Annotated in this window: 11 protein-coding genes; 4 read left to right on the top strand and 7 right to left on the bottom strand. The window is 64.0% G+C overall.

What is annotated here, in order from left to right:
* Positions 1 to 173 precede the first annotated feature (173 nt).
* Both HPY44_09630 and HPY44_09625 read left to right on the top strand, forming a co-directional pair.
* The gene (locus tag HPY44_09630) at positions 174 to 4,190 is read left to right on the top strand and encodes a DUF3395 domain-containing protein (protein ID NSW56264.1); all 4,017 of its coding nucleotides are present in this window, start codon (positions 174 to 176) and stop codon (positions 4,188 to 4,190) included.
* 144 nt (positions 4,191 to 4,334) lie between these two features.
* A complete protein-coding gene (locus HPY44_09625; GenBank protein ID NSW56263.1) occupies positions 4,335 to 7,418 on the top strand; it encodes a carbohydrate-binding family 9-like protein in 3,084 nt (1,027 codons plus the stop codon).
* Positions 7,419 to 7,431: 13 nt separating this feature from the next.
* Here HPY44_09625 and HPY44_09620 read toward each other — a convergent pair whose 3' ends face one another.
* The gene (locus HPY44_09620; protein NSW56262.1) at positions 7,432 to 7,608 is read right to left on the bottom strand and encodes a Flp family type IVb pilin; all 177 of its coding nucleotides are present in this window, start codon (positions 7,606 to 7,608) and stop codon (positions 7,432 to 7,434) included.
* Positions 7,609 to 7,715: 107 nt separating this feature from the next.
* Positions 7,716 to 10,985, bottom strand: coding sequence for a hypothetical protein (locus tag HPY44_09615; GenBank protein ID NSW56261.1), 3,270 nt, complete (start codon positions 10,983 to 10,985; stop codon positions 7,716 to 7,718).
* A 167-nt stretch (positions 10,986 to 11,152) separates the two neighbouring features.
* Between HPY44_09615 and HPY44_09610 the strand changes: the two genes are divergently transcribed.
* Together HPY44_09610 and HPY44_09605 are read left to right on the top strand one after the other, a co-directional pair.
* The gene (locus HPY44_09610; GenBank protein NSW56260.1) at positions 11,153 to 11,935 is read left to right on the top strand and encodes an alkaline phosphatase family protein; all 783 of its coding nucleotides are present in this window, start codon (positions 11,153 to 11,155) and stop codon (positions 11,933 to 11,935) included.
* A 39-nt stretch (positions 11,936 to 11,974) separates the two neighbouring features.
* Positions 11,975 to 14,887 (top strand): carbohydrate binding domain-containing protein, encoded by a 2,913-nt coding sequence (locus tag HPY44_09605; GenBank protein ID NSW56259.1) that lies wholly within the window; start codon positions 11,975 to 11,977, stop codon positions 14,885 to 14,887.
* Between the two features lie 90 nt (positions 14,888 to 14,977).
* On the opposite strand, the gene HPY44_09600 is transcribed toward HPY44_09605, so the two are convergent.
* The 5 genes from HPY44_09600 to HPY44_09580 form a co-directional block, all read right to left on the bottom strand.
* Positions 14,978 to 16,255 carry a hypothetical protein gene (locus HPY44_09600; GenBank protein NSW56258.1) on the bottom strand — a complete coding sequence of 426 codons (1,278 nt, stop codon included), beginning with the start codon at positions 16,253 to 16,255 and terminating at the stop codon, positions 14,978 to 14,980.
* 28 nt (positions 16,256 to 16,283) lie between these two features.
* The gene (locus HPY44_09595) at positions 16,284 to 17,573 is read right to left on the bottom strand and encodes a right-handed parallel beta-helix repeat-containing protein (protein ID NSW56257.1); all 1,290 of its coding nucleotides are present in this window, start codon (positions 17,571 to 17,573) and stop codon (positions 16,284 to 16,286) included.
* A 189-nt stretch (positions 17,574 to 17,762) separates the two neighbouring features.
* Entirely contained in the window at positions 17,763 to 20,003 is a 2,241-nt protein-coding gene (locus tag HPY44_09590; protein NSW56256.1) for a hypothetical protein, read from the bottom strand.
* A gap of 8 nt (positions 20,004 to 20,011) precedes the next feature.
* Positions 20,012 to 20,962 (bottom strand): hypothetical protein, encoded by a 951-nt coding sequence (locus HPY44_09585; protein NSW56255.1) that lies wholly within the window; start codon positions 20,960 to 20,962, stop codon positions 20,012 to 20,014.
* Positions 20,963 to 21,033: 71 nt separating this feature from the next.
* Positions 21,034 to 22,614, bottom strand: a complete 1,581-nt coding sequence (locus tag HPY44_09580) for a radical SAM protein (GenBank protein ID NSW56254.1) — start codon at positions 22,612 to 22,614, stop codon at positions 21,034 to 21,036.
* Positions 22,615 to 22,805: the final 191 nt, after the last annotated feature.

Raw genomic sequence — 22,805 nt, 5'->3', positions numbered from 1 at the left:
ATGGAGCGGGAGTTTCGCCCGCCCCACGCGGCTGAAGGCCAACGGCCGCGCCGGCTGTTCGCCGTCGGAACAGCAGGCGATTTGCCTGTCCGCCTTTCGGATCGGCTGTTGCGTCTCGTTCGTCCGCCTCTGACCACGTGCCTTCACGGGCCTATCACCGAGGTGAAACCACTGTGTCTCGAACCTGCGCCATGCTGCTCGCATTGCTGGTCTGCATCTGCGCCTGGGGAGACCCAACTCCCGCGGAGCTCACCGCGGGGTTTGTGCACCCGCCCAACTCTGCAAAGCCTCACACCTGGTGGCACTGGATGCACGGGAATGCCACGAAGACCGGCATCACCCGTGACCTCGAGGAGATGGCGCGGGTCGGCGTGGGCGGTGCTCAGATGTTTGAGGTCAGCCACGGTATTCCGCCGGGGCCGGTGGAGTACAACACCCCCGAGTGGCGCGCTCTCGTCAAACACGCAGTCACTGAAGCGGACCGGGTGGGAATGGAGCTGTGCATCCACAACTGCGCCGGCTGGTCCAGCAGCGGCGGCCCGTGGGTGACCCCTGAGCATGCCATGAAAATGCTGGTCTTCACCGACGCTGCCGTGCAGGGACCTGGGCAGGTCCAGGTGCAAATGAAGCAGCCGGAGACCCGGCGCGGGTTCTACAGGGATATCGCCCTTTTGGCCTACCCGACTCCCCCGGCCGAAGCTGCGATGGCCTCCCTCAAGCCCACGATCAGCGCCGACCAGGAGGGTTTCCAGGGTGACCGCCTCGTTGACGGCAACCCCGGTTCAGTCGCGAGCTTGAACTTGCGCCAAGGGGGCGATCAGAAGGGCATCATCTTTGAGTACCCCGAGCCCTTCACAGCGCGGTCACTCACTGTCTGGGCAGCGCCAGGACGTGCGGGACTGACCGTTGAGCTGCAGGTGGCTGACGAGGACGGAGCTTTCAGGCCTGTCACTCGGCTGGGCATCGGCGACCCCGGCCTGTTGCGCGCGCCGTCGTGTGTGGGTTTCGCGCCGGTCACAGGCCGCCTCTTCCGAATCGTGTTCCCCGGCGCATCGAGATCGGTGGCTTTGGGGGAAATTGCGCTGAGCGCCGGTTACCGCATCAGCAACTGGGCAGGCAAAGCCGGCTTCAACGTGAGCCACAACCCGCCCTTTGACACGGTTGATCTCGGCCGGGAAGCGATCATTGCCTCCGAAGACATCCGGGACATCAGCGCCAGCATGGACCCTGAAGGCAGGGTGACCTGGAACGCCCCTGAGGGTAACTGGACCCTCCTGCGCATGGGCTACACCCTCACGGGCAAGGAGAACCACCCGGCTTCAGATTCCGGGCGCGGCCTGGAATGCGACAAGATGAGCAAGGAGGCAGCGGAAGCTCATTTCAATGGGATGCTGGGTAAGGTGATCCAGGAGATCGGGCCGCTTGCGGGCAAGGTGCTGAATAATATCCTTATCGACAGTTACGAGGTGGATTGCCAGAACTGGACCCAGAAGATGCCCGAGGAGTTCCAGGCCCGGCGCGGGTACGCTCTGTGGCCCTTCCTGCCGGCGCTAACGGGCCGCGTGGTGGACAGTCTGGAGCAGTCGGAGCGCTTCCTGTGGGACTACCGCCAGACCATCGGCGACCTGTTCGCCGACTGCTACTTCGGGCATTACGCCGAGCTGGCCCACCGCCACGGGATGATGCTGTCCGTGGAGCCCTACGGCAATGCGGGCTTCAATGAGCTGATCTCCGGCGCACGCGGCGACATTCCGATGACCGAATTCTGGGTGGGGTGGGGAGCGGACCACAGCGGCGGGAAGATGGCCTCCTCCATCGCCCACACCAATGGCCGGAAGTTTGTGGGTGCCGAGGCCTTCACTGCCAGCCCTGAGAACGGGCGCTGGCAGAATCACCCGTTTTCGCTCAAACAACTGGGCGACTTCATCTACTGCGGCGGGGTCAACCGTTTCATCTTCCACCGTTACGCGCAGCAGCCCTGGGAGACGGTGCGGCCCGGGATGACTATGGGACCCTGGGGCTTCCACTTCGAGCGCACGAACACCTGGTGGAATGAGAGTCCCGCATGGCTGACCTACCTCGCCCGTTGCCAGTATCTCCTGCAAGAGGGCCTGTTCTACGCCGATCTGTGCTACTACCAGGGTGAGGGCGCCCCGGCGGGACTGCCAGGTCGCAGCGGCCTGCGTCCTGTCCCGCCCCCGGGATATGACTACGACGGCTGCAGTTCCGAGGTGCTCCTCAACCGCATGTCGGTCAAGGACGGACACCTCGTCCTGCCGGACGGGATGAACTACCGGATGCTCATTCTCCCCGATCGCGACACCATGTCGCTGCCCATTCTGGAGAAGATCGCATCGCTGGTGCGCGATGGGGCCACCGTCATGGGAAGGCCGCCCACAGGCGCTCCGGGTCTCTCGGGTTACCCTGATGCCGACGTACGGGTTCGGGCCCTGGCCGCCCAACTGTGGGGCCCGTGCGATGGGCAGACGGTCACCGAAAACCGCGTGGGCAAGGGCCGAATCATCTGGGGCAAGCCGCTGGAGGATGTTCTGGCAGAAATGAACGTCCCGCCCGATTTCCAGTACACGCCTCTGCGCGGTGATGTACGCATTCCATACATACACCGCGTCATTGCGGGGCACGACATCTACTTCGTCTCCAGCCAGAGCCGGCGAGTGGAGGCTGTGGACTGCTCCTTCCGCATTACCGGACGCGCTCCGCAACTGTGGGATGCGGTCACAGGCAGCATGAAGCCCGCTCCGCTGTGGCGCGAAGATCACGGGCGCACGGTGGTCAGCCTGCGCTTTGGTCCGGCGGATTCGATTTTCGTCGTGTTCCCACCCGAATCAGCGACGCCTCCTCACGCGGTCTCAGCCACTCTCGACGGCCGCCCGCTGGTCTCCTGGCGCACCGCGAACCTGCCCAATCTCGAGATCCGGCGCGCTGTCTACGGTGTGCTATCCATGCCGCAGCAGGACATGGTGGATGTGACGCAGCAGGTCGCCGCGCTGGTGCGCAATGGGACGCTGACCGTTGCCGCTACCAATGCCCTCGCCGGCGACCCCGCGCAGAACGTGGTCAAGCAGATGCGGGTGCAATATGTGTACAACGGAAAACCGGGAACGATTACGGTTGAAGAGAACGAGACCGTGCGGTTGCCCCGCCCGGGCGAGGCGGTTGAGGGGCAGGAAGGAAAACTTGAGATAAAGCGTGCCCTGTACGGCATCCTGCCGCCGGAAGGCGCGCCCGAGCCCAAGCCCGCGACCGTCGACGTTACCGAAGTCCTCGCCGGGATGGTCAAGGATAACACTCTCAGCGTGGTCGCGGGCAACCAGCTTGCGGGAGACCCGGCGCCCCTGATCGTCAAGCAACTCCGGGTGGACTACTCGTTGGATGGCAAACCCTACTCCCGCACCTACTCAGAGAACCAGACCATCAGCCTGCCCGAGGGCACGGAATCCGAGGCCACCCGTCTCGACGTCACTCCGGCCGAACTGGCCGTGAGCCCCGACGGGGATGTTACGTTGACTGCCTGGCAGAACGGCGACTATGAGATCGCCCTGGATACCGGACAGACCGCACAAGAATCGGTTGCGGAAGTCCCGGAACCCCTCCAAGTCACCGGCCCGTGGCAGGTGCGATTTCCGCCCAATCTTGGCGCTCCGGAGTCCGCCACCTTCGACAAGCTCATCTCATGGCCCGAGAGTGATGTGCCGGGCATCAAGTACTTCTCCGGCACCGCGACCTACACCCGCACAGTCAATGTTCCGGCCGGATTTCTGGGCGCAGACCGCCGGGTGAAGCTGGAACTTGGGCAGGTCCGCGAAATCGCCCGCGTGAGCGTGAATGGCACTCCGTTGGGCATCTTCTGGAAGCCGCCTTTCGAAGTGGACGTGACCGATGTGCTGAAACCCGGCGACAATTTGCTGGAAATCAGCGTCACGAACCTGTGGCCCAATCGCCTGATCGGCGACGAGCAGTTCCCGGAAGACGCGGAATGGGCTGGGGGCGGCCCGCTCAAAGCGATCCCGGAGTGGCTTGCCCAGGGCCAGCCGAGACCGGCCACGGGACGCATTGCCTTCGCAACCTACAAGCACTGGCACAAAGACTCGCCGCTGCTGGAATCTGGCCTGATCGGTCCGGTCACACTGCAGGCGGGGATAGTGGTGCCGGTATCGAGGACCCCTTAGCCGCACGGCGGGGTTCAGGCATCCGATTCCGATGCGTACCCCGAGCCTGTGCCGGCAGCTGCCAAGTGCGGCTCCAGTGCGCCGACTGGGCTGCAGAACTATCAATTCGAGTCAGTCGCGAGATGACCGACGGAGGTAGAGACCATGAGAACTTTCGTCTTGCTGTGTATTGCTGCCATTTTCACAATCCCTGCCCTGTGCCAGGAGGGCCCCGTCACCATCGGTGGGGTGACGTACGACCGGGTGGACCCCGGCGAGCCCTTCACTCAGGCGAGACTCACTGTTCAGAATTGGGCGCCGCCCGATCCTGTCCCCGCTGAATCCGCAGCGGGCATGATCCCCTTCGTGACCGGCGATCCCGGCGATAATCGCCCCGATCGCGCACCGAAGCCCGAGGAGCGCGTGGATCGCCTGTCCGCGTTCGTCACCCCGGACGAGTTTGAGCCCGTCTGGGTCAGCGTCTGGGCGCTGGAGGACCTCAGCAAGCTCACCTGCACCGTCGACGTTGGACAGGCGCCAATCACCGCTGAAATCCGCCATGCCCACTTCTGGCCCCAGCGCACCGGCTGGCGGTCTCGGCAGTGGTATATCACACCGGAACTGCTCTTGCCCTGTGCAGACGGTAAGCGCACCGTGCCGGACCACCACGGAGTGCTCAAAGAGGAAGACTTCGATGTTCCCGCCGCAAGCTGCGCAGTGCTTTGGTTCGACTTGCATGCCGCCCCGGAGGCCACGCCGGGCACCCACCGCCTCAACGTGCGCATCCAGGCTGAGGGAAAGCCGGCCCTTGAGCTCCCGCTGGATGTGGAAGTCCTGCCTTTCAAGCTGGACAAGCCTGATGACAAGTTCTGGCTGCTGTACGCCGACACTGGTCGGTGGCGAAACATGAGCGATGCGCAGGTGCTCGACGAACTGAAGGACTTCGCACGGCACGGCGTGACCGGCCTCGTCGAGATGCCTCTGGGTAGCGTCGACCTGTCCGAGATCAAGGACGGAAAGGCGAAGTTCGACCCGTCGGCTTACAACAAGCTGGCGGCACAGTGCATTGAAGCCGGCTTGCCGGGCCCCCACGTCTGCTCGTATGGCGGCATGGCGCCGCGGATCAAGGACATTCTGGGGATTCAGGCGGATCTGAATGCGGACGTCTGGCCCGGGGAGATTAGGCGCGGCGTGGAGGCCGTTGCTCGGGCAGCCTGCGAGGCCACGAAGGACGCGCCTGCCACCTGGTACTTCTACGGTGTGGATGAGCCGGGGGGCGACAATACCTACGCGATTCAGGAGTACCAGGCCTGGCATGCCGGCGGAGCCAATACCTACGCCACTTTCTACCGCCTTGACTTCCTGGAGAAAGCTTCGGAGTACCTCGACGCACCATGTTTCGTGACGGGCCTCGTTGCCGCTGAGGGCACTGCGCGTAAGGCCCGCGAAGCCTGCGAACAGACCGGCGCTGAGTTCTGGTGGTACGGCACCGGTTGCTATGTGAACCCCTTCCCCCAGGAAGGCTACCTCTTTCACAACCGCTACGGCGCGGGGTTCTTCTTCTGGAAGACCGGCGCGAAGGCCTCGGTTGCCTGGACTTTCTGCCGGCCGCATGAGGACGTTTTCAACGACTTCGATGGAAGTATCGCGAACTCCGCCGAGCCCAAAGAACAGGCAACTACCTACCCGCACCTGCTGAAGCCCAATGATTGGAGCACCTACCAGGGCGCAATCCCCACCCTGGCCTGGGACGGCATGCGCGAGGGCGTCGATGACTACCGCTATCTGTTCACCCTTGAGCGAACCATCGCTCGAGCACTGGAAAGCCCGGACCCCAAGGTGCGAGCGCTCGCCGGGAACGCGCGAGAATCGATGAACGCGCTGGTGGACGCGATCCCGTGGGCCAATCCCATGGGTGGCGTGGCTTTCGAGACCCGGAAAATGCACCAGGTGCGCCGCGCCATTGCCGATCTGATCGTGGGGCTCGAGAACGCCCTGGCCGGCAGACAGGCGAGCCTCGACGGACGGGACACGACTGCCACGGTCAAGGTCGCCGTCACCCGTCGCGGTAGCGGGCGGAGGGGCTCATCGCCCGTGGTCTTGCCGAGGGCTTGCCCCGTCGCACCGGTGATTGACGGAATGCTGGATGATGAGGCCTGGAAGCAGTCGGCAGTGGCCGACGGATTTCGTGACGCCTCCACCGGCGGGAAGACTGGTCTCGATACCGCGGCCTGGATCACCTACGATGACGCGGCGCTATACGTCGCATTCAAGTGTCCGGAGCCAGCGATGGACAGTATTGTGGCGAAGCAGACCGGGCACGATACCCCGATGGTCTGGGTGGATGACGGGATTGAGTTCTTCATCGCCGGGCCCGGCCGCACTCCGTACGCCCACTTCATCCTGAACACCAACAACTCGCTGTACGATGAGATCGGCCAGGACCCCACCTGGAATCCTGACGTGGAGTCCGCGGTCGCAAAGCGCGATGACGCCTGGTTCGCGGAGCTGTCCATCCCGTGGCGAGATCTGGAAGCTGGGGGTGTCTCGCGCAAGTCCATGATGTTTGTGAACTTCTGCCGGAACCGCTTCGCACAGGGCTCAACCGCTCCCCATACCGCCTGGTCACCCACCTACGGGGGATTCCACGTTCCCGAACGTTTCGGCACGGCCCTTCTCCAGGAGCCGCCCGTGGCACTTACCCAACTTGAGCTGCCTTCGCTTTACGGCAAGGGGATCGTCCGCACGAATGTACGCAACCTGACAGATCGTCCCCTGGTGGGCTTCGTGGAGGTTGCTGGCCAAAGGACGGGGAAGTTTACGCTTGACCCGGGCCTGTGCACCCGGCTGGCGCTGGTCAACCTTGACCTGCGGACCGAAGGCCCCCACACCATCCCGGTCTCGTGGGGAGTGGGGGACAGGGTCACGGGTAAAGCTCACGTACCGGTAACCACACCCCCGCCTATGGATGTGCAGCCTGTGAGTGGCTTGGTATCCAGTGGAGATGTGGTTGAGATGCCTGTGTCTGTGAACATGGGGGCGGTGGACAGGTCGCGATGTACGGTGATCGTGGAGGTCAGTGACGCAAGAGGGACCCGGACGCACAGCATCTCCGCGCGTCCGGGGAGTGAACTCGAAATCCCGCTTCAGTTTTCCGACCGCGCTCGCATTACCCCGCGGTTAGTCGACGAGAAAGGCCGAGTCATCGCTCAGGGCACGTCCCAGGTTTTTCTTGCAGTGCCGCGCTGATCCTGAGCGGACGCTATCCGGTCGACTGGCCCATCGCCTGCTCCACGTCCTCAAGAGCGGAGACCAGGCTGTTGCGCAATGCTGTCCAGGCGGGAAGGCAACCCACGACAATAACAACCAGTAACAGCGCATACTCGACCGATGTATTGCCGTCTTCGTCATGCCAGAGACGCCGGATAGGGTTGATCATCTCTTGATCTCTCCTTGATTAGACCAAGCTCGGTATACCCCGTTTGCAGGGCTCTTACACCGAATTGCACCTGATTTTCTCAAGGAAAGCGCAACAAGGATGGCCTGTTATTCCCGCACCTCTGTCAGCTCCAAACCGTCAAACCACGCGGGCTCGTTCTCGTCGAAGTTGTACAGGTAGATCGCGGAACTGCGCGGATCCGGGTGACTGGTGAAGACCGTCTCGAGGGTTTCCCACTCTCCGAGGCGGGTGCTGTTCAGGACCGCGGAACGCTCGAATGTGCTGCCTTCGAGATACTCCACCACATGCGCACCGGCCCACTGCGTCGCATTGGGGCTGCGCCTGATCATGCAGCGGAAGCGGTACCGCGTATTGGGCTTCAGCGGCGTGAGGGATGAGACGTGTTTCAGCGGCGCGGTGTCGCGGTCCAGGCGGATGCACCATTTGCCCTCACCCGGGTCCTCCTCGCACGGCGGCGCGCCCCAGTAGACCAGTCGCCCATCCTCGACCTCCTCGAAGTCCCCGTTCACAAGCGGCGGGGCGAGCACACACCAGGTTCCCGCGGTGCCCGTATCCCAGGTAACGTCCAGTCTGATCTTCGACCACCGGGTGAGCCCCCTCAGATGGCCACGGTCCAGGAGTCTTGCGCGGCGTAGACAGGTGGACACAGGCGCCACACCCTGAGACTCGATGTCGAGTTCGCCGGGCGGGAATTTGCCGTCAACATCGCATGATCCAAGCCATCCCATGGGGCAGAACAGGCTCAATTCCATCCCGTCCTCGCCGGGCCGCATAATCTGTTCCAGCCAGGGCACTACCCGCAGTTTGGGTTCGACATCCGCTGCGATCACCGCAGCCGAGACGGGGTCTGTGGGGACATTCAGTACGCAGAAGTCATCGGGTGCGGTACCGGTGGCATCGGCATCCCGGATCGGTTCCACCCGGCCGTCCAGACCGAAAACGTGCACCGTCTTGGGCGCGCCGATGGGTGACAGGTCCACGGTAACCTGCGCGCCCTCTACGCCCTCTTCGTTCATCATCGTGACCGCGATCACCCGATTCCGGCCGTCGGTGCGCCAGAATGCCCGGGCCTGCACCCGCGGGTCTGATAGCTCCAGTCCAACGGTGTCCTTGAACACCGCGGGCCAGTCGATGAAGGGCTTGATGCGCCGCCGCAGATTGATGATGCGTTTGACGCGGGCGTCGTAGCCAGTGATATCGAACCGCTCTCCATTCAGGAACACGCGGTGAGCTTTCTCGGGGTGGGTCAGCTTCCAGGTGGTGTTCGCGAACCCGTCAACCAGCAGGTAGTCGGGGAAGGTGTAGCGGAAGACATTGGGGGTCATGGTGGCGCCGGACATGAGGTGGTAGCCGACCCATTGCCCCAGTACGTCCGAGCAGCCCTCGATGGCCGAGGAGTAGTCCGGGTTGATCGCCCGGCCTTCGCGTGTCACCGTATCCAGAACTTCGGCGCAGCCGCCGGCCCAGTCATTCTGCCCCTGGTGCCCATGCCGCTCATTAAAGCACCGAAAGGGCCCGCCACGCCCCATCACATCCCAGTAGAAGCCGTCCGCCCCATACTCCTTCAGGTAGATATCGATGGCCCACCGGCGCATCCATTCCTGCCAACCGGGGGCACCCAGGCACATCATCCGCTGGGCCATGAAGGGGTGCTCGGTGGCCGGGACACCGCCGGGGTTCTCGATCAGTGCATTCTGCGGGTAGAAGTCGGGTCCCGGCGGCAGGTACTCCTCCGGCACGTCGGCGCGCGTTCCAGTCCCAAAGTCATCCGATACATCGTGGCTCGGCGTCCAGCGCTCATAGAGGTAGTAGAACATGACGTGCCCATCGTTGTCGTGGATTCTGCGGATAGCATCTTTCAGCTCCGCGGGCGTGCCGAACTTCGGGCTGGGGTACAGGTAGCTCAGGGCGTGGGAATGTCGTTTGCCTTCCTCGTCGAACCACATGTTGTCGATGCCCTGACCCTGCACATGGAGGTACTCGATGCCCATCCATTGGGCCGTCCGGTAAACATCAGGTATGCGGTGGAACGGAACGCCGTTCTGGACGCCAATGAGTAGCCAGCCGTTGGCGTCGTGCATCCACTGCGGGGCATCCGGGGGCTTCATCCAGCTTCGCGAGTAGGCCCGGTAGCGGTCGGCGGAAGCATGCCAGTCTCCCTGGTGAACCGCCAGCACGGATTCCGGACAGTCCCAGGTCTCCCCGGGCTTGACCACGATCTCGCGAGTGAGGGACATGTCGAAACTGGGGCCCGGCGCGGGGAGCGCCATCAGTCGCGTCCCCGTCATGCTCGGGTCGTGGGTAGCGAGATACACCCCGCCCTGTTCGCCGGACAGGTCCATCCAGCCCATGACGCCGCGACCGGGCCATGCGGTCTGGCAGCCCGTGGACTTGATTGCATTGGGCACGATCTGCCCGCAGACATAGGGGTGAACCAGCGTGAGTTTCTCCGGGTCTCGGGCCGGGCAGATGCCGTACACCATGGGCAGCTCGAAGGCCATGACCGGGCGATGGGAGTCGTTGGTGACCCTTCCTCCAAAATGGGCCGCCCCGTCGTTGGAGAGGCGGACGGTCACCGTCACGCTCACCGGCAACTCCTGAGCCCTGAAGCTCAACTCCAGGCGCTGCGGGTCCTGCGTGGACATTCCCGTCAGCTTCATCTGCTCGAAGGAGAGTGTTTGATAGCCCAGTCCTTCCTCATCCAGCACCTGAAGTGAGAAGAGCGGTCGGCGCTCTCCTACTGCCGCATAGACCTCACCGGTCCCGAGGTTTTCAATGCCCGCGAGGGCGCCGGTATCCGGGCAGAATGTGACCCGCAGCGGCCCGCCGGTCAGGGAGATCCGCCGGCCCACTGGCGCCGTGCCCAATTCCGGTCTTCGTACAAGCTCCACGCTGAAGTCGTCCACGAAAAACTCGGTGGCTGCGTCTGTCTGGCTCAGCCAGATCGTGTAGCTGCCGGGCTGAGGGATGCGCAGGCTCAGGTCGGCGCGGGTCCAGTCGGTGCTGGGCGGCAGCACCCAGCGTCCGATGAAGTACGTGGGGCCGATGCCCACCACCATCTGCTTGCCCTCGCGCACCCAGTACCAGAAGGACACGCGAAGCAGGTCGCCGGCCTCGAACCGTCCCAGCGCGCGTGACGTGCCCTCGTAGTTGCCGCCCATGGTCTGGACATTGTCGGTCACCACTCGCAGCGACCGTGCGCCGGTCCGCGCGAAATCGCTCTTCTCGACTACGCTCGGGGTGCCGTATACGCTCCACGGACCCGTTTCCGGGAGTTCCATGTCCCCGTCGGGCATGTCTATCCCGAAACAGGTGGTTGCGGTCAGTGCCAGGAAAAATGGGATGAGCCAGCGCATCTCCCGCGTCCTCCATTTGTTGATCGCCCAATACGGCAGCCCCACGCCGCTTCGAAATGCTTCCCCTCATGTCGTGCTCTTACCTGTTCGCCGGTTGGCAGAAGGTCTCGGGGGGCCTTGTGGTGAAGGGCAGCCGCCTCAAGAAACCATTGAAGGGTCACTCGATCATGCCCGTTCCCGAATACTCCATGACCTGCGTCTGCCCAACGGTTGCAGCAGCCCTGAACATTCCTGTGCCGTCGGGCGCGACCGGTGCACCGATCCCAGAGATGCTCGTCGACCTGACGGGGTCCCGACACATTGCCGTTCTCGCGCCGGATGCCCTCGGGCTGCACAGCCTCCGCCACTTCGCTAACGACATGCCTTTCCTGTCCGCACTCTGCGCCCACCGCATGGTCGTTCTGCGTTCGGTCATGCCCTCGATCACGCCGGTGAACTTCGCAACGATGATCACGGGCGCCGACCTTGCGGGCCACGGTGTGCGATCCAAGGAGATGGACTTCGCCTGCGAGACGTTGTTCGAAGTGCTCGCCGCGAAGGGGTTTTCGGCCGCGGGTTGTGGCCGCCCGGGATACACCGGCGGCGACCTTCTGGCCCGTTGCGCGCAGCACAAGGGTGTCGCGCGTGTGCCTGATGACGCCGGGACCGAAGAAATCACGCTGCGCATCGCCCGCGAGAGCCTTCCGGAGTTCATTATCACCCAGATCGGTGGCACGGACGATCATTTCCACCGCTTCGGGCCGGCCAGAGACGGCGCGCGCCCGAAAGTGCAGGAGACCGACCAGCGTCTGCAGAGGCTGTGCGGCGAACTCGCGGCGCTTGACTACGCCATCATCATTCTCGCCGACCACGGCCAGCACGAGACCGGCGATCCATCGCATATGGGCAGTCATGGCACCGATTCCGACGAAGACTGCCTGGTGCCCTGCACCTGGATCGCCGCGCCCTGACGGTCTCTCCGGGAACTGCCCAATGGAGGGTTGACAGCTATGCCAAGGACAACAGTCGCTGCACTCCTCACGCTCTGCGCCGCCTGTTTCGGCGCACCGAGCGCGAAGTCTATTGCGGTCATGGAGCCGCCGGTCATCGACGGACAGCTTGCCGACGCCTGCTGGCAGGGACCCGCTCCGATCCGGGATTTCGTGGTGCTGGGAGACGAAGCCCCGGCGCGCAGCCAGACGCAAGCATGGGTCGGCCATGACGCCGACAACCTGTACATCGCCGTCAAAGCGTTGGACGCCGAGATGCCGAAGCTCTCCGCAACCGTCGTCGGCCGGGACGCCAATGTCTTCGCCGACGATAGCCTCGAAATCTTCCTGGACCCGGCGCGTGACCAGTTCCACTATGTCCAGATGGCCTTCAACCCGCTGGGCACCCGCTTCGACTCTTCGGGTGATGCCGCGGGCGGTCTGCCCGACTGGGACGGCGAGTGGTCCGTGAGCACTGCTCGCGGCCCCGATTACTGGTCAGCCGAAGTGGTAATTCCTTTCGCCACGCTGCCTTTGACCGACGCCGGCGAGACGTGGGGCATCAACATCTGTCGCCACCGCAAGGTCGACGGCGAACTGTCCTGCTGGTCGCAGACCGGAGACCGTTTCGCGCGCCCGGCGAGCTTCGGCACTGTGGAGATCCCCACAGATCTGGAGCGCTACCGGATCGAGCTGACCGTGGCCGACTGGGGACGGGGAATCCAGGGCCGCAATGTGCTCTCTTACTCGGTCGCCAACCGCTCGGGCCGGGAGCGCGACCTGTCCCTGCGGCTGGCAATCACCCCTCCGGACGAAGCTGGGCGCGAGGAGTTTCATCCCATTGGCATCCTGCCGGCGGGTGCAACCAAGGCGGCCACCATATCCTACCAGGCCTTCCAGCAAGGGCCGCACGACCTGGCTCTCGCGGTGACGGATGTGGAGACCGGACGGCCCGTTGCCGCCGCCGGCCGGCGCATTGACGTGACCTCGAGCGCCACCTTCTCGGTCTTCAAGTCGTACTACCGCGACCACGTGACAGTTGGCTACCAGGTCCAGGTGCCCGAGGAGGAACTGGTGGAGCACGACATCGCCCTGCAGTTGCGAAGGTTGGGTCAGGACACGGTACTCGCGGAGGCTTTCGTCCGAAAGTTGAAAGCGCCCGAGGGACTGCTGCGCATCCCGACCCGCGACTTGCCCGTGGGCCAGTATGAGATCCTCGCGCAACTCACCAATGGCGCAGGCGAAGTTGTCTGCCAGGACACTCTCCGTTTCCCGCAACTCCGCGCAGCGGATGCGCCCGAGCCAATCGTCTCGGTGCGCGATGACAACATGCTCCTGGTGCAGGGCAGGCCGTTCTTCCCGCTGGGAATCTACGAGCGGCCCATGTCCGACGCAGCCTTGCGCAACCTGTCGGATGCCGGTTTCAACCTGTGCATCCTCGGCGGCGGCCTCGGGGCCATGCGCCATGTGCTGGACCGCGCGCAGGCCCACGGGCTGCACATGTGGCTCCCTCTCAGCCACATGCTCGACCTGTCAACGGACACCGAGAACCGGAGGGAGAGCCTGCGCAAGCACGCGAAGGCCCTGGGCGATCACCCCGCGCTTCTGTGCTGGGAGAGTATCGATGAGCCGGCATGGGGGAGCCAGAGCGCCGAAGGTCTCTACGAAGGGTACTGCCTGATGCGCACCCTCGACCCGAACCGCCCGATCTGGATGAATCACGCGCCTCGAAATCTCATCTCCACGCTGGCCCACTATAACCGCGGGGCGGATATCGCGGGGGCTGATATCTACCCGGTGCCCGAACCCGCGACGCACTCGAACCTGCCGGACAAGACCATCGCCGTCACCGGCGCGGAGACCGACAAGAACCGGCAAGCGGTCTGTGACGAAAAGCCGATTTTCATGGTGCTTCAGGGCTTTGGCTGGCGGGAGCTGTCCACGAACCCGGAAGACCGCCCGAAGGCGATAATGCCCACCTTCGCGCAGTCGCGGTTCATGGCCTACAATGCCATTACCCACGGCGCGAATGGTCTCCTCTACTGGGGTACGCATTACACTCGCAAGCCATCGCAGTTCTGGTCGGAGCTGAAGTCGCTCATCAGCGAACTTGCGTGCTTGCAGGATGTGCTGGCGTCCAGGAGCATCCTCCCGGCCGTAGACGGAGAAACGCCGGAAAGGCTGTCAGCAATCCGCAAGAGCGTTGGCGACAAGACCTTCCTGGTCGTGGTCAACGAAAGCCCCGAATCCCGGACCGTGAGCTTGAAGGTGCCCTCGCTCCAGTCCCGGCAGGTGCGGCGACTCTTTGAGGGCCAGAGTATGAACGTGGGTGAGGATAGCGTGGTGCGGATCGACCTGGACGCCTATGGTGTGGCGGTGCTGAGTGATGACTTGACCTTCGCAGATAAACGCAAGGACTTCTCGCGTGAGTGGCAGGACGCGCCGGCGGAGAAGATCGATCCGATCCTGACCGAGGCCGGGAACGCCATCGTGAACCCGGGGATGGAGGCCGACCTCGATGACGATCAACTGCCCGACCACTGGGGCATCCGCGAACCATTCTCGGTGGAGCTTGTGGAGGGCGACGCTCACAGCGGCAGTCGTGCGGCGCGGCTCACCAATCACTCGGATGAGAGCATGCCGCTGCTCATCCAGAACGGTGTACCTCTGGAGGAAGACGGGGCGTACCGTCTGAGCGGCTGGGGCAAGACCGGCGAAGTCGGTACGGAGTTCCGCATCTACGTGGAGTGGAACCAGGGGGACGTGTGGTCGGGTAAGGTGGGCCCTTGGGTGAAAGGCACCGGTGACTGGCAGGAGCTGACGGTGGACTTCACTGCCACCCCGGACCCGCAGGGCAGGGCATATGTGGTCCTGCAGATCCGTGGCAAGGGTACGGTACTGTTCGACGATATCGCGGTGCGAAAGGCGGAATAGGAGCGCGCAATTGGAGTGTTCGGGGGCCAGTGGCCCTGGCGAGGTGCAGGGGCAGCGCCCCTGCGCCTTCTCGCCGTCCGCTCTCTGCTCCTATTGCGCCACCTCGTTGAGCGAGATCTGCGCCCGAGCACCCATGCCATTGCGCACACTCAGGCCGCCCGGCTGCAGATTCCCGGTGATGATCGCCGCCTGAACCGTGGGCTCGATCCCGATGGCCACTCCGGGCTTGTGGAAGAAGCAGCCCTGTACGCTCAATCGGCCGTTTTCGGCCAGGATCGCGCCGGTCTCGCCGGGGACATCCACGAAGTGACAGTTGCTGAAGACCACGGCCATTTTCCCCTGCAGGTGGGCAAGCCGGCCCTTGATGCCCCAGAAATTGCAGTTCACGAACTGCGCCGCGCCTGTTGCCTTGGGCCCGGTGACGATGGCTGTATTCGGGTCACCCGCGAAGCTGGTGAACTCTCCGTTGGTAACCTGCAGGCCGATGGGCTGGATGCCCTCGACAAGCACGCAGGTCCGGGCTGCGTCTGCGCCGATGCCCGAGAATTGGCCATTGCACGCGCCCGATTTGGTGGCCACGAAGTGGTACCCCACCTTCGCCGCGAACACGAAGGTGTTGGTGCAATACTGCCAGTCGGTTCGGCCGAAGATGAATGCTTCGAGGTTGTCCATCATGTACCGGGCGGTGTCCATGGTCCGGTCTTTGCCGTCCTGGGGGATGGACGGGTGCCCGCTGCGCTGCCAGTAATGCGGGTTGAAATGCACATTCTCGACGCGGCCGATGTCGGAGCAGCCGTCGATCTGAACGCCCTTGCGCAGGACACAGCCGAAGACATTGCGGATCAGGTGCAGTTCGCTCCAACCCGGCGCACCGATGGAGATGCCCTGATAGGCGTTGACGAAGGTGACGTCCTCAACGGTGTTGTGCATGCCCTCACCGTGGATCGCCCACGGGTAGGCCACGATGTTGTCCCACTGCTGGTCAGGCCACAGGAATGTAAAGCCCTTGAGCGCGCTGCTCTGCTCCAGGCGGATTGTGGGCTGTCCGTCTTCCTGCTCGCGCCCACCGGTGATGAGGAGTGTGGACCCCTTGTCCCACGCTCCGTGGTGGGGCATCTCCCAGCTTCCCCGCAGGCAGACCCCGGTGGGCACCCGCAGGTTCCCCTCGATCAGGTACTTTCCGGGCGGAAGGCGTACTTCTCCGCCTGTCCGGCCGGCGGCGTCCAGTGCGGCCTGGATTGCGGCAGTGTCGTCGGTCTCGCCGTCACCGGTCACGCCCTCCGGCATTGACTCAGACCCCGCCGCGCAGCTGATGAGAAGCACGATGAGAACGAGACCGAGCAGAGCCGCCACCTGCATGACCGGCACCAGCCTCTCAGGAGTGTATTGATGCGCCCTACTGCAGGGAGTTCCCGGCGTTTCCGGAACGGTCAACTATGGCCTGTCCGGACTGCCCATGAATGATGTTCCCCCGGGTCCTCACCCCATCCACGCCGGGGCCCAGGAATATGCCGTAACGCTGGGAGACGCGACCGTCGCGCTGGGTGTCTTCGATGGTATTGCCTGTAAACACCAGGTCGCGGGTGATGCCCTCGATGTGTACGCCATCGCCCGGCTGCTTCTGGCCATTATCGCGGATTACATTATCCTCGAAGGTGTTCCGGTGGCCACCATTGGCCTCGGTCTCAGGGCGGAAATGCACGCCGTGGCGGCCGTTGAGTTCCACCGTATTGCCCACGAACGTGTTGTCCGTGTCCTTGTGGCCGATGGAGATACCGTCCAGGCCGTTGTCGATGATGGTGTTATCCTGGAAGCGCGACCGGGCGACGCGCCAGCACAGGAACAGCCCGACCTCACCATTGCCCTCGATCATACACTCGCTGACGTCGGTGCTGTGGGATCCGGAACCGGGGTGGATACCGTGGCCGGCATTGCGGTACGCTCGGCACCTGGTAATGGTAATGCCTGGACTCACCTGGTAGCTGATTCCGTCGCCATTGAAGTTGCGGGCCTTGCAGTTATCAAGCACACAGTCGCGGGATTTCCAGAAGTAGATCGCGCCGCCGCGACAGCCATTGAGGGGAGGGGTGTTGGAGCGGTTCCCGTCGACGAGGAGATTCTCCAGGCGCACGCGCTCCACTTGCTTGCCGAAGATGACGGGCACGACGGCCTCGACTTTGCCATTACGGGATGCGAGGTAGTCAAGGTCGAGTTCCTGGTCCAGCACTATCGTCCTGCCCTCGACCGCGGTGATCGTCCGGGTGCAGACATACCACGCGGTATTGTGCCGGTCGTCGCTGATCGCCACCCCCATGCCTGCGCGAAAACCGGCGGGATTGGTTACCAGGACGCGATCCACGCCATAGCCGGCGTCTTCGGCCAGGGGACTGCTGACGGCGTCGGCGAGTTGCAGGATGGGGGAGGGTCCGAGGCCTACGACATTCACTCCGCTGCGCAGGAACAGGGAGTTGGCCATGACGTAGCGCCCGCTCTTGATGTAGACCGTGCCGCCACCTTCTGCGAAGACCCGGTCCACCGCCTGTTGCAGAACGCGGTCGTCGCTGCCCGTCAGGTCGCCATCGCGCTGTCCGACTGTGATCGTCGCGGCATCCAGCGTACCCATGATCAGAAGGATCCCAAGAAGGATGGGCAGTGTGCTGACAGCGTGTCCGAGCCAACGCGTCACGAACTGCACCTCCGGAAGCACAAACGGCAGGCTGTGCACGACAGAGCACCGGCGCGAGCGAGGTTGTAGGGGATGGAATGTCCCCGGAGACGGCGCCCGTGCGCCGCGAGCTAATCGTAACACCCGCAAGAGGTTCGGGTCAACCTGACGGCTGCGGCACCGGCTCAATCCCAGCGCATCATCCCCCGGCTACTTCAGCCGGTAGACGTGTACCTGGTACGGCTGGAAGACATCACCGAACTTGCCCGGCTCGGTGCCCGAGACGGTGCGATCCTCGAACATCACCGGCAACTGGGTATCCTCGAACCCCGGCGCGGTGAAAGTGGTGACCGTGGCCGTATCCGATGTGTTCACCGCCACAAGGTACGCCTGCTCGCCGTCCGAGCACTGGGCGACCTGTATCAGCCCGTCCGCCAGTGGAGGCAGGAGCACCCGGCTGGATCTCCCGTGAATCGCGCTTCCAAGGGCTATGAGCTCCTGGTTGATCACGGAAATGCCCTCCCAAAGGTGGGGCGCATCCTGGCGCAGGTTGAAGTTCCGCTGCTTGTCGCTCGAAATGAGATTGGTTGCATAGTAGAGCAGACCATCCGCGCCGTGAATGATCGCTAGATACACCAGTGCGCGAATCTCCTGCACCGTGGGCAGGCGGCCCTCGGTCTGGTCATCCAGCGAGCGGTCGGTGGCCCAGGAGTTCCCGGTGGCCTGGATCAGCGCCCAGACCGGTTTGGCGTTACCCGTCGCCCGGCGCGCATTGTCAACCGCATCAGCCAGCCGCGTGATGGGCATTCTGGGTACCGGAAGCTCCCATGGGACGATGATGTCCGTTGCCCGGGCGTAGTCATCCATGGTGTCGGGGTAGCGCAGCGCTGTGATCACCGGGTGGTTGGGCGACACTTCGGCGATGATCTGGTAGAGTGCAAGCATGACGTCGGGCAGCACGAGCTTCGCATCGGGACGCTGCACGACCTGCCAGCCGATGAATGCGGGCAAGTCTCCGAACTTCTGCTGTCGCAGCTCCCAGAAATCCCGGCGTACGCTGGGCGATTCGATCAGAAAATGCAGGTCCTTGATCGCGCAGGCCTCAGCAAGTTCGTAGCTGGCTTTCGGCGACGGAACCACGATAGTGTTGTACCCCGCCGCCTTCACTGCATCCAGTTCGTCCGAACTCATCACGTAATAGAGCCCGATGGGGAAGTAAGGCGCACCGTTCACGAGCAAACGGCATTCCTCGTCGAAGGTGACCTCGCTGGCGTACGGCTTTGTGCGCTGGATCGGGAGCGCTAACGCCCCGATAATCTTCCCGCCGGCCAGTACCTCCGTTCGAACCTGATGCTCGCCGATGAGAAGCCCTTCGGAGGGCACCGTGATCCGGAATGTGCCGTCCGGGTTGCGGGTGATGCCTTCCTTCTCGGTAACCGTCGCTCCGGTGCCGGTGAGCCGGGCGCGAAGGGAGCACTGCTGGATCACAGACGGGACGCCAAACAGCCTGCCGTTCACAACGATCTCGGGAACCGGATGGTTATTGGTTACCGTGCCCCGGAAGGCGGGTTTTACCAGGCGTGCATCGATGAGGCCCGGCACCTCCCGCTCATCGTGCAGCAGCAGGTCCCCGGACGAGGCATCGCGCAACTCCAGTTCCACCTGATGGGGATCGCAGGCAGGCACGACGTAGTTGAGTTTCACCGGCTGAGGAGTACCAGGACGCAGGGCAAAGTTGCGCCGAACCTGGCTGATTCTCCGACCATCGCGGAACGCGGTCAGCGCCAGGTCCACCGTGAGGCCCTCGGCAACATCGCAGACCATCTCGAAGCTTGCGGCACGCGTGTTGGGCAGGCGTTCCACGCGCCCGATGTCGGCATTGCTCACCTGCACGCCGTCGGGAACGGGACGGATCGACACGTCATCAATGAGGATCGTCCCGGCCTCGAGCACCTGGAAGACAAGCACAACCTGCTTCGCTCCAGGCACCAGTTCGGCGAACCAGTTGGAGGTCTTCCAGTTTGAGACAGGGCGCAGGGGACGGGCTTCGTCCCACAGCGGACGGGTCTCCCACTGGGTGGTCAGGAAGTCCTGGTCGAAAGACACCAGCATGACCTGGGCCTGCGGGTCGTTCTCGGTGCGGTACTTGCAGGTCACCATGAGTCGGTCGCCGGGGGTTGCGGTCACGTCAATCGGGCGCGAGAAAGCGCCGTAGACGGACTTGCCGGCATCCACGGTGATTGCCAGGCAACGCTGCCCGGAAGCGCCGCCACGCCGGGCCTGGACTGTTCCCTGAGTGGCCACGGTCCACGATCTCGGCGCCCAGTTTTCGGGCATGTTCTTGTCATCTACAGCCTCGAATCCGCCGTTCATCACGAGATTGCCTGACCAGGCCAGGCCGCACAAGCCCAGCGCGGCGGCAACCAGGAAGCTACGAAGCGGCGACATCATGTGGGCAATCACTCCTGACGCGACAAGACGGGAGCAGGCGTGCGCCTGCCCTTGAGAACGTAGAAATGCCTGACCAGCGTGTTACTGCGTACCCGGGCGAGATCGGTGACCTCCAGGCCGCAACGCTCGAAGAGACTCTCACCGCGTTCTCCGAGGATGACTGCCATTCTCAACGCCCGCGGGGCCAGATTGTTCAGCACATCCTCGTACAGGCCCTCGCTCGGATGGGTGGTGTGACCGTACGGGAAATCAATCACCACCGCATCCCACTGTCCCCGAACAGTGCGCGCGTCAGCCACCGCCACCGCGGGTGGCAGCCCGAAATGCAGCAGGTTTTCGCGTGCAGCGAAGGCGTTCGCGAGCGCAATGTCGCTCCCCCACGCCCGGATCCCCATGTGCCTGGCCTCGACCAGGCACGTCCCACAGCCGCAACACGGATCTAGAAGCGTATCGCCAGGCGCGGCCACCAGGTTCACCAGTGCCCTGGCATGCCGTGCGCTCAGCGCCTGAGACAGGTTTCGCGGTCGGCCTCTTTGAGCGAGGTCTCCCCGGCTGCTCCTTGAGACGGTCCGCCCAAGCCACCAGTCATTCCGACAGCAGATAACCGCAAAACGTTCCCTCGGGTGCGACAGATCCGGCCAGCCGCTCATGCAGTCCGCTATGCGCCGGGCGATGTCCAACCCGTGCTCGTCAGGACGGGGCGGGAGCTTGTGCAGATCGATCCGAAACCCGTCGGAACGCAGGCCGAGGCCGGCGAGCTCCGCGCACAGTTCGTCCAGCGACCGGCCGTGCGCGACAATCTCCGCACAAGTCCGGACGTACGCGGAGCGCGAGATGTCGCAGGCGACCGGGCCGATCCCGATGCGGCCCGCAGCCTGGCAGCCGGCTAGCGCCCGCAGCTCCGCCTGTGCGAGTTCCGCGTCCTGCTCATCGGTGGAAAGCAAGTAGATGAAGGGCATGTACTCCCGGACTCTTCAGATGGTGACCGCCGCGTCATTACTGCGGCGCCCGTTCGTGGTGCAGAGCCAGTCTACGGCGCGCAGCCCTCGTCCGCGACGACCTTCCACGGCGCGGTCTCAATATGGGTCTCGATCGGGCCGAGGCACGCTTTCCAGTCGATCCCCGCGGCGCGCACTGCCGCCTTGAATCCGCCGAAATCCGCACCTGCCAGAGACGCTTCCAATATTGGGCGGCACAACTCGCGTCCGCCTCGACTCAGGATGGTCTGGGCTTCGGACCAGCGCACCGAGCCGCTGGTCACGTCGTGGATCCCGGCGCGCTGAAGCCCGGACAAAGCCGCGCCGATCCGCCTGCGGAAGGCACTCCCCGTCAGAAACGCCTCGCCTTCATATGCGGTATGGGGCTTGGGAACGAACGGGTTGATCGACACCGAGAAACGCGCCGATCTCGCACGACTGCGCAGGCTCGAGAGAAGACCCGCGATAGCTCGCGCGTCCGCATCGGTCTCCCCGGGCAGACCCAGCAGGAAGTAGAGCTTGAACCTGTGGATGCCCGCGGCAACCCCGCGTTCGACGCAGTCGAAAAGCTCTTCGTCGCTCATCGGCTTGCCGACGCGACGGCGCAGGGCCTCAGTTCCGGCCTCCGGAGCCAGCGTCAGTTGGTGCTGGCCGGACTTGCCGAGCAATGTCAGAAGCCCATCGGATGCCGTCTCTGCCCGGACCGAAGAGACCGACACCTCCGCACCCATCGCTGACAGGGCAGCCCACAGCGTTTCGCCCTCGGGGTAGTCTGAGACCGCGGTGGATACGAGCCCCACCCGTGGCGTCTTGTCCATGACCCGGCCGATCCGGTTCACAAGCATGTCCGCCGGGCGGATGCGCCATGGCCGGTAGATGCGCCTGGCAAGGCAGAAGGAGCAGCCCCGTGCGCATCCCCGTGAGATCTCGATCAGGAACCGGTCGGCGAAAGTGGTGTACGGCGTCAGAATCGCCGACTCTGTGGAGAACACGGACAGGTCTGGCGCGTACAATCGGCCCACCTGTCGCCTGTCTGCGCCCAGAGCCGGTTCGTGTTCGGGCAGCCAGGGCAGGTAGAGGCCCGCATCCCCGCAGACACGCGCCGCCTCTGCGCGCAGTCGATCCAGCTTCGCCTGGCGCCCTTCGGGCAAGAGGCAGATGTCTGCGAGAGCCCCGGCGAAGGGCTCCAGTTCACCGATCCACAGAGCGTCGGCGAAGTCCGCCAGCGGTTCGGGGTTTGCCGTCACCGCAGGTCCGCCGATGATCACCAGTGGATGCTGATCATCGCGCTCTTCCCGTAGCGGAGGAACGCCCCCGGCCGTGAGCATCGCCGGGATGTTCAGCCAGTCAAGCTCGAAGGAAGACGTGACAAGGACAGTGTCGAAGCTGGACAGCAGCGCCTGAGACTCCAGGGACCGCACCTCGCCCAGAGGGTGGTTGGGGGGCATGAAACCGCGCTCACACGCCACTCCGTGCTGGTTGAGGAGCGAATAGAGGGTCTGCACCGACAAGCTGCTCATGCCCGGCTCGTAGGTGTTCGGGAAGACCACCACCGCGCGGCCGCGGCCCTGCGGCATCTGGGGGAGCAGGTGAGTCTCGGCGGCCAGGAGTGTATCGCGGTCCGGTTCAGTCATGCGCTCGGTCAATATGGGCGGTTGGCAGAAGGGCCGCGCGCGGAGCTTCCGCCTTTCTAGGGACTTCTCATCGTGCCCGCATTATACCATAGCGCACGGTGACTGTGGCTGCAGCTCGCTGACGCGTCACGGAAAGACGAAGCCGCCGCCAGGATTGCCCCGGCGGCGGTGTTCGGTGCATGACGTGGGAG

The sequence above is a fragment of the Armatimonadota bacterium genome (assembly GCA_013314775.1).
In the GTDB taxonomy this organism is placed as follows: Bacteria; Armatimonadota; Zipacnadia; order Zipacnadales; family JABUFB01; genus JABUFB01.
This window is presented reverse-complemented; position numbering and strand designations above follow the sequence as displayed.

Coding starts and splice junctions, on each gene's coding strand:
- HPY44_09625 (NSW56263.1), top strand. CDS start 4,335: ATGAGAACTTTCGTCTTGCTGTGTATTGCTGCCATTTTCACAATCCCT.
- HPY44_09620 (NSW56262.1), bottom strand. CDS start 7,608: ATGATCAACCCTATCCGGCGTCTCTGGCATGACGAAGACGGCAATACA.
- HPY44_09615 (NSW56261.1), bottom strand. CDS start 10,985: ATGCGCTGGCTCATCCCATTTTTCCTGGCACTGACCGCAACCACCTGT.
- HPY44_09610 (NSW56260.1), top strand. CDS start 11,153: ATGCCCGTTCCCGAATACTCCATGACCTGCGTCTGCCCAACGGTTGCA.
- HPY44_09605 (NSW56259.1), top strand. CDS start 11,975: ATGCCAAGGACAACAGTCGCTGCACTCCTCACGCTCTGCGCCGCCTGT.
- HPY44_09590 (NSW56256.1), bottom strand. CDS start 20,003: ATGATGTCGCCGCTTCGTAGCTTCCTGGTTGCCGCCGCGCTGGGCTTG.
- HPY44_09585 (NSW56255.1), bottom strand. CDS start 20,962: ATGCCCTTCATCTACTTGCTTTCCACCGATGAGCAGGACGCGGAACTC.
- HPY44_09580 (NSW56254.1), bottom strand. CDS start 22,614: ATGACTGAACCGGACCGCGATACACTCCTGGCCGCCGAGACTCACCTG.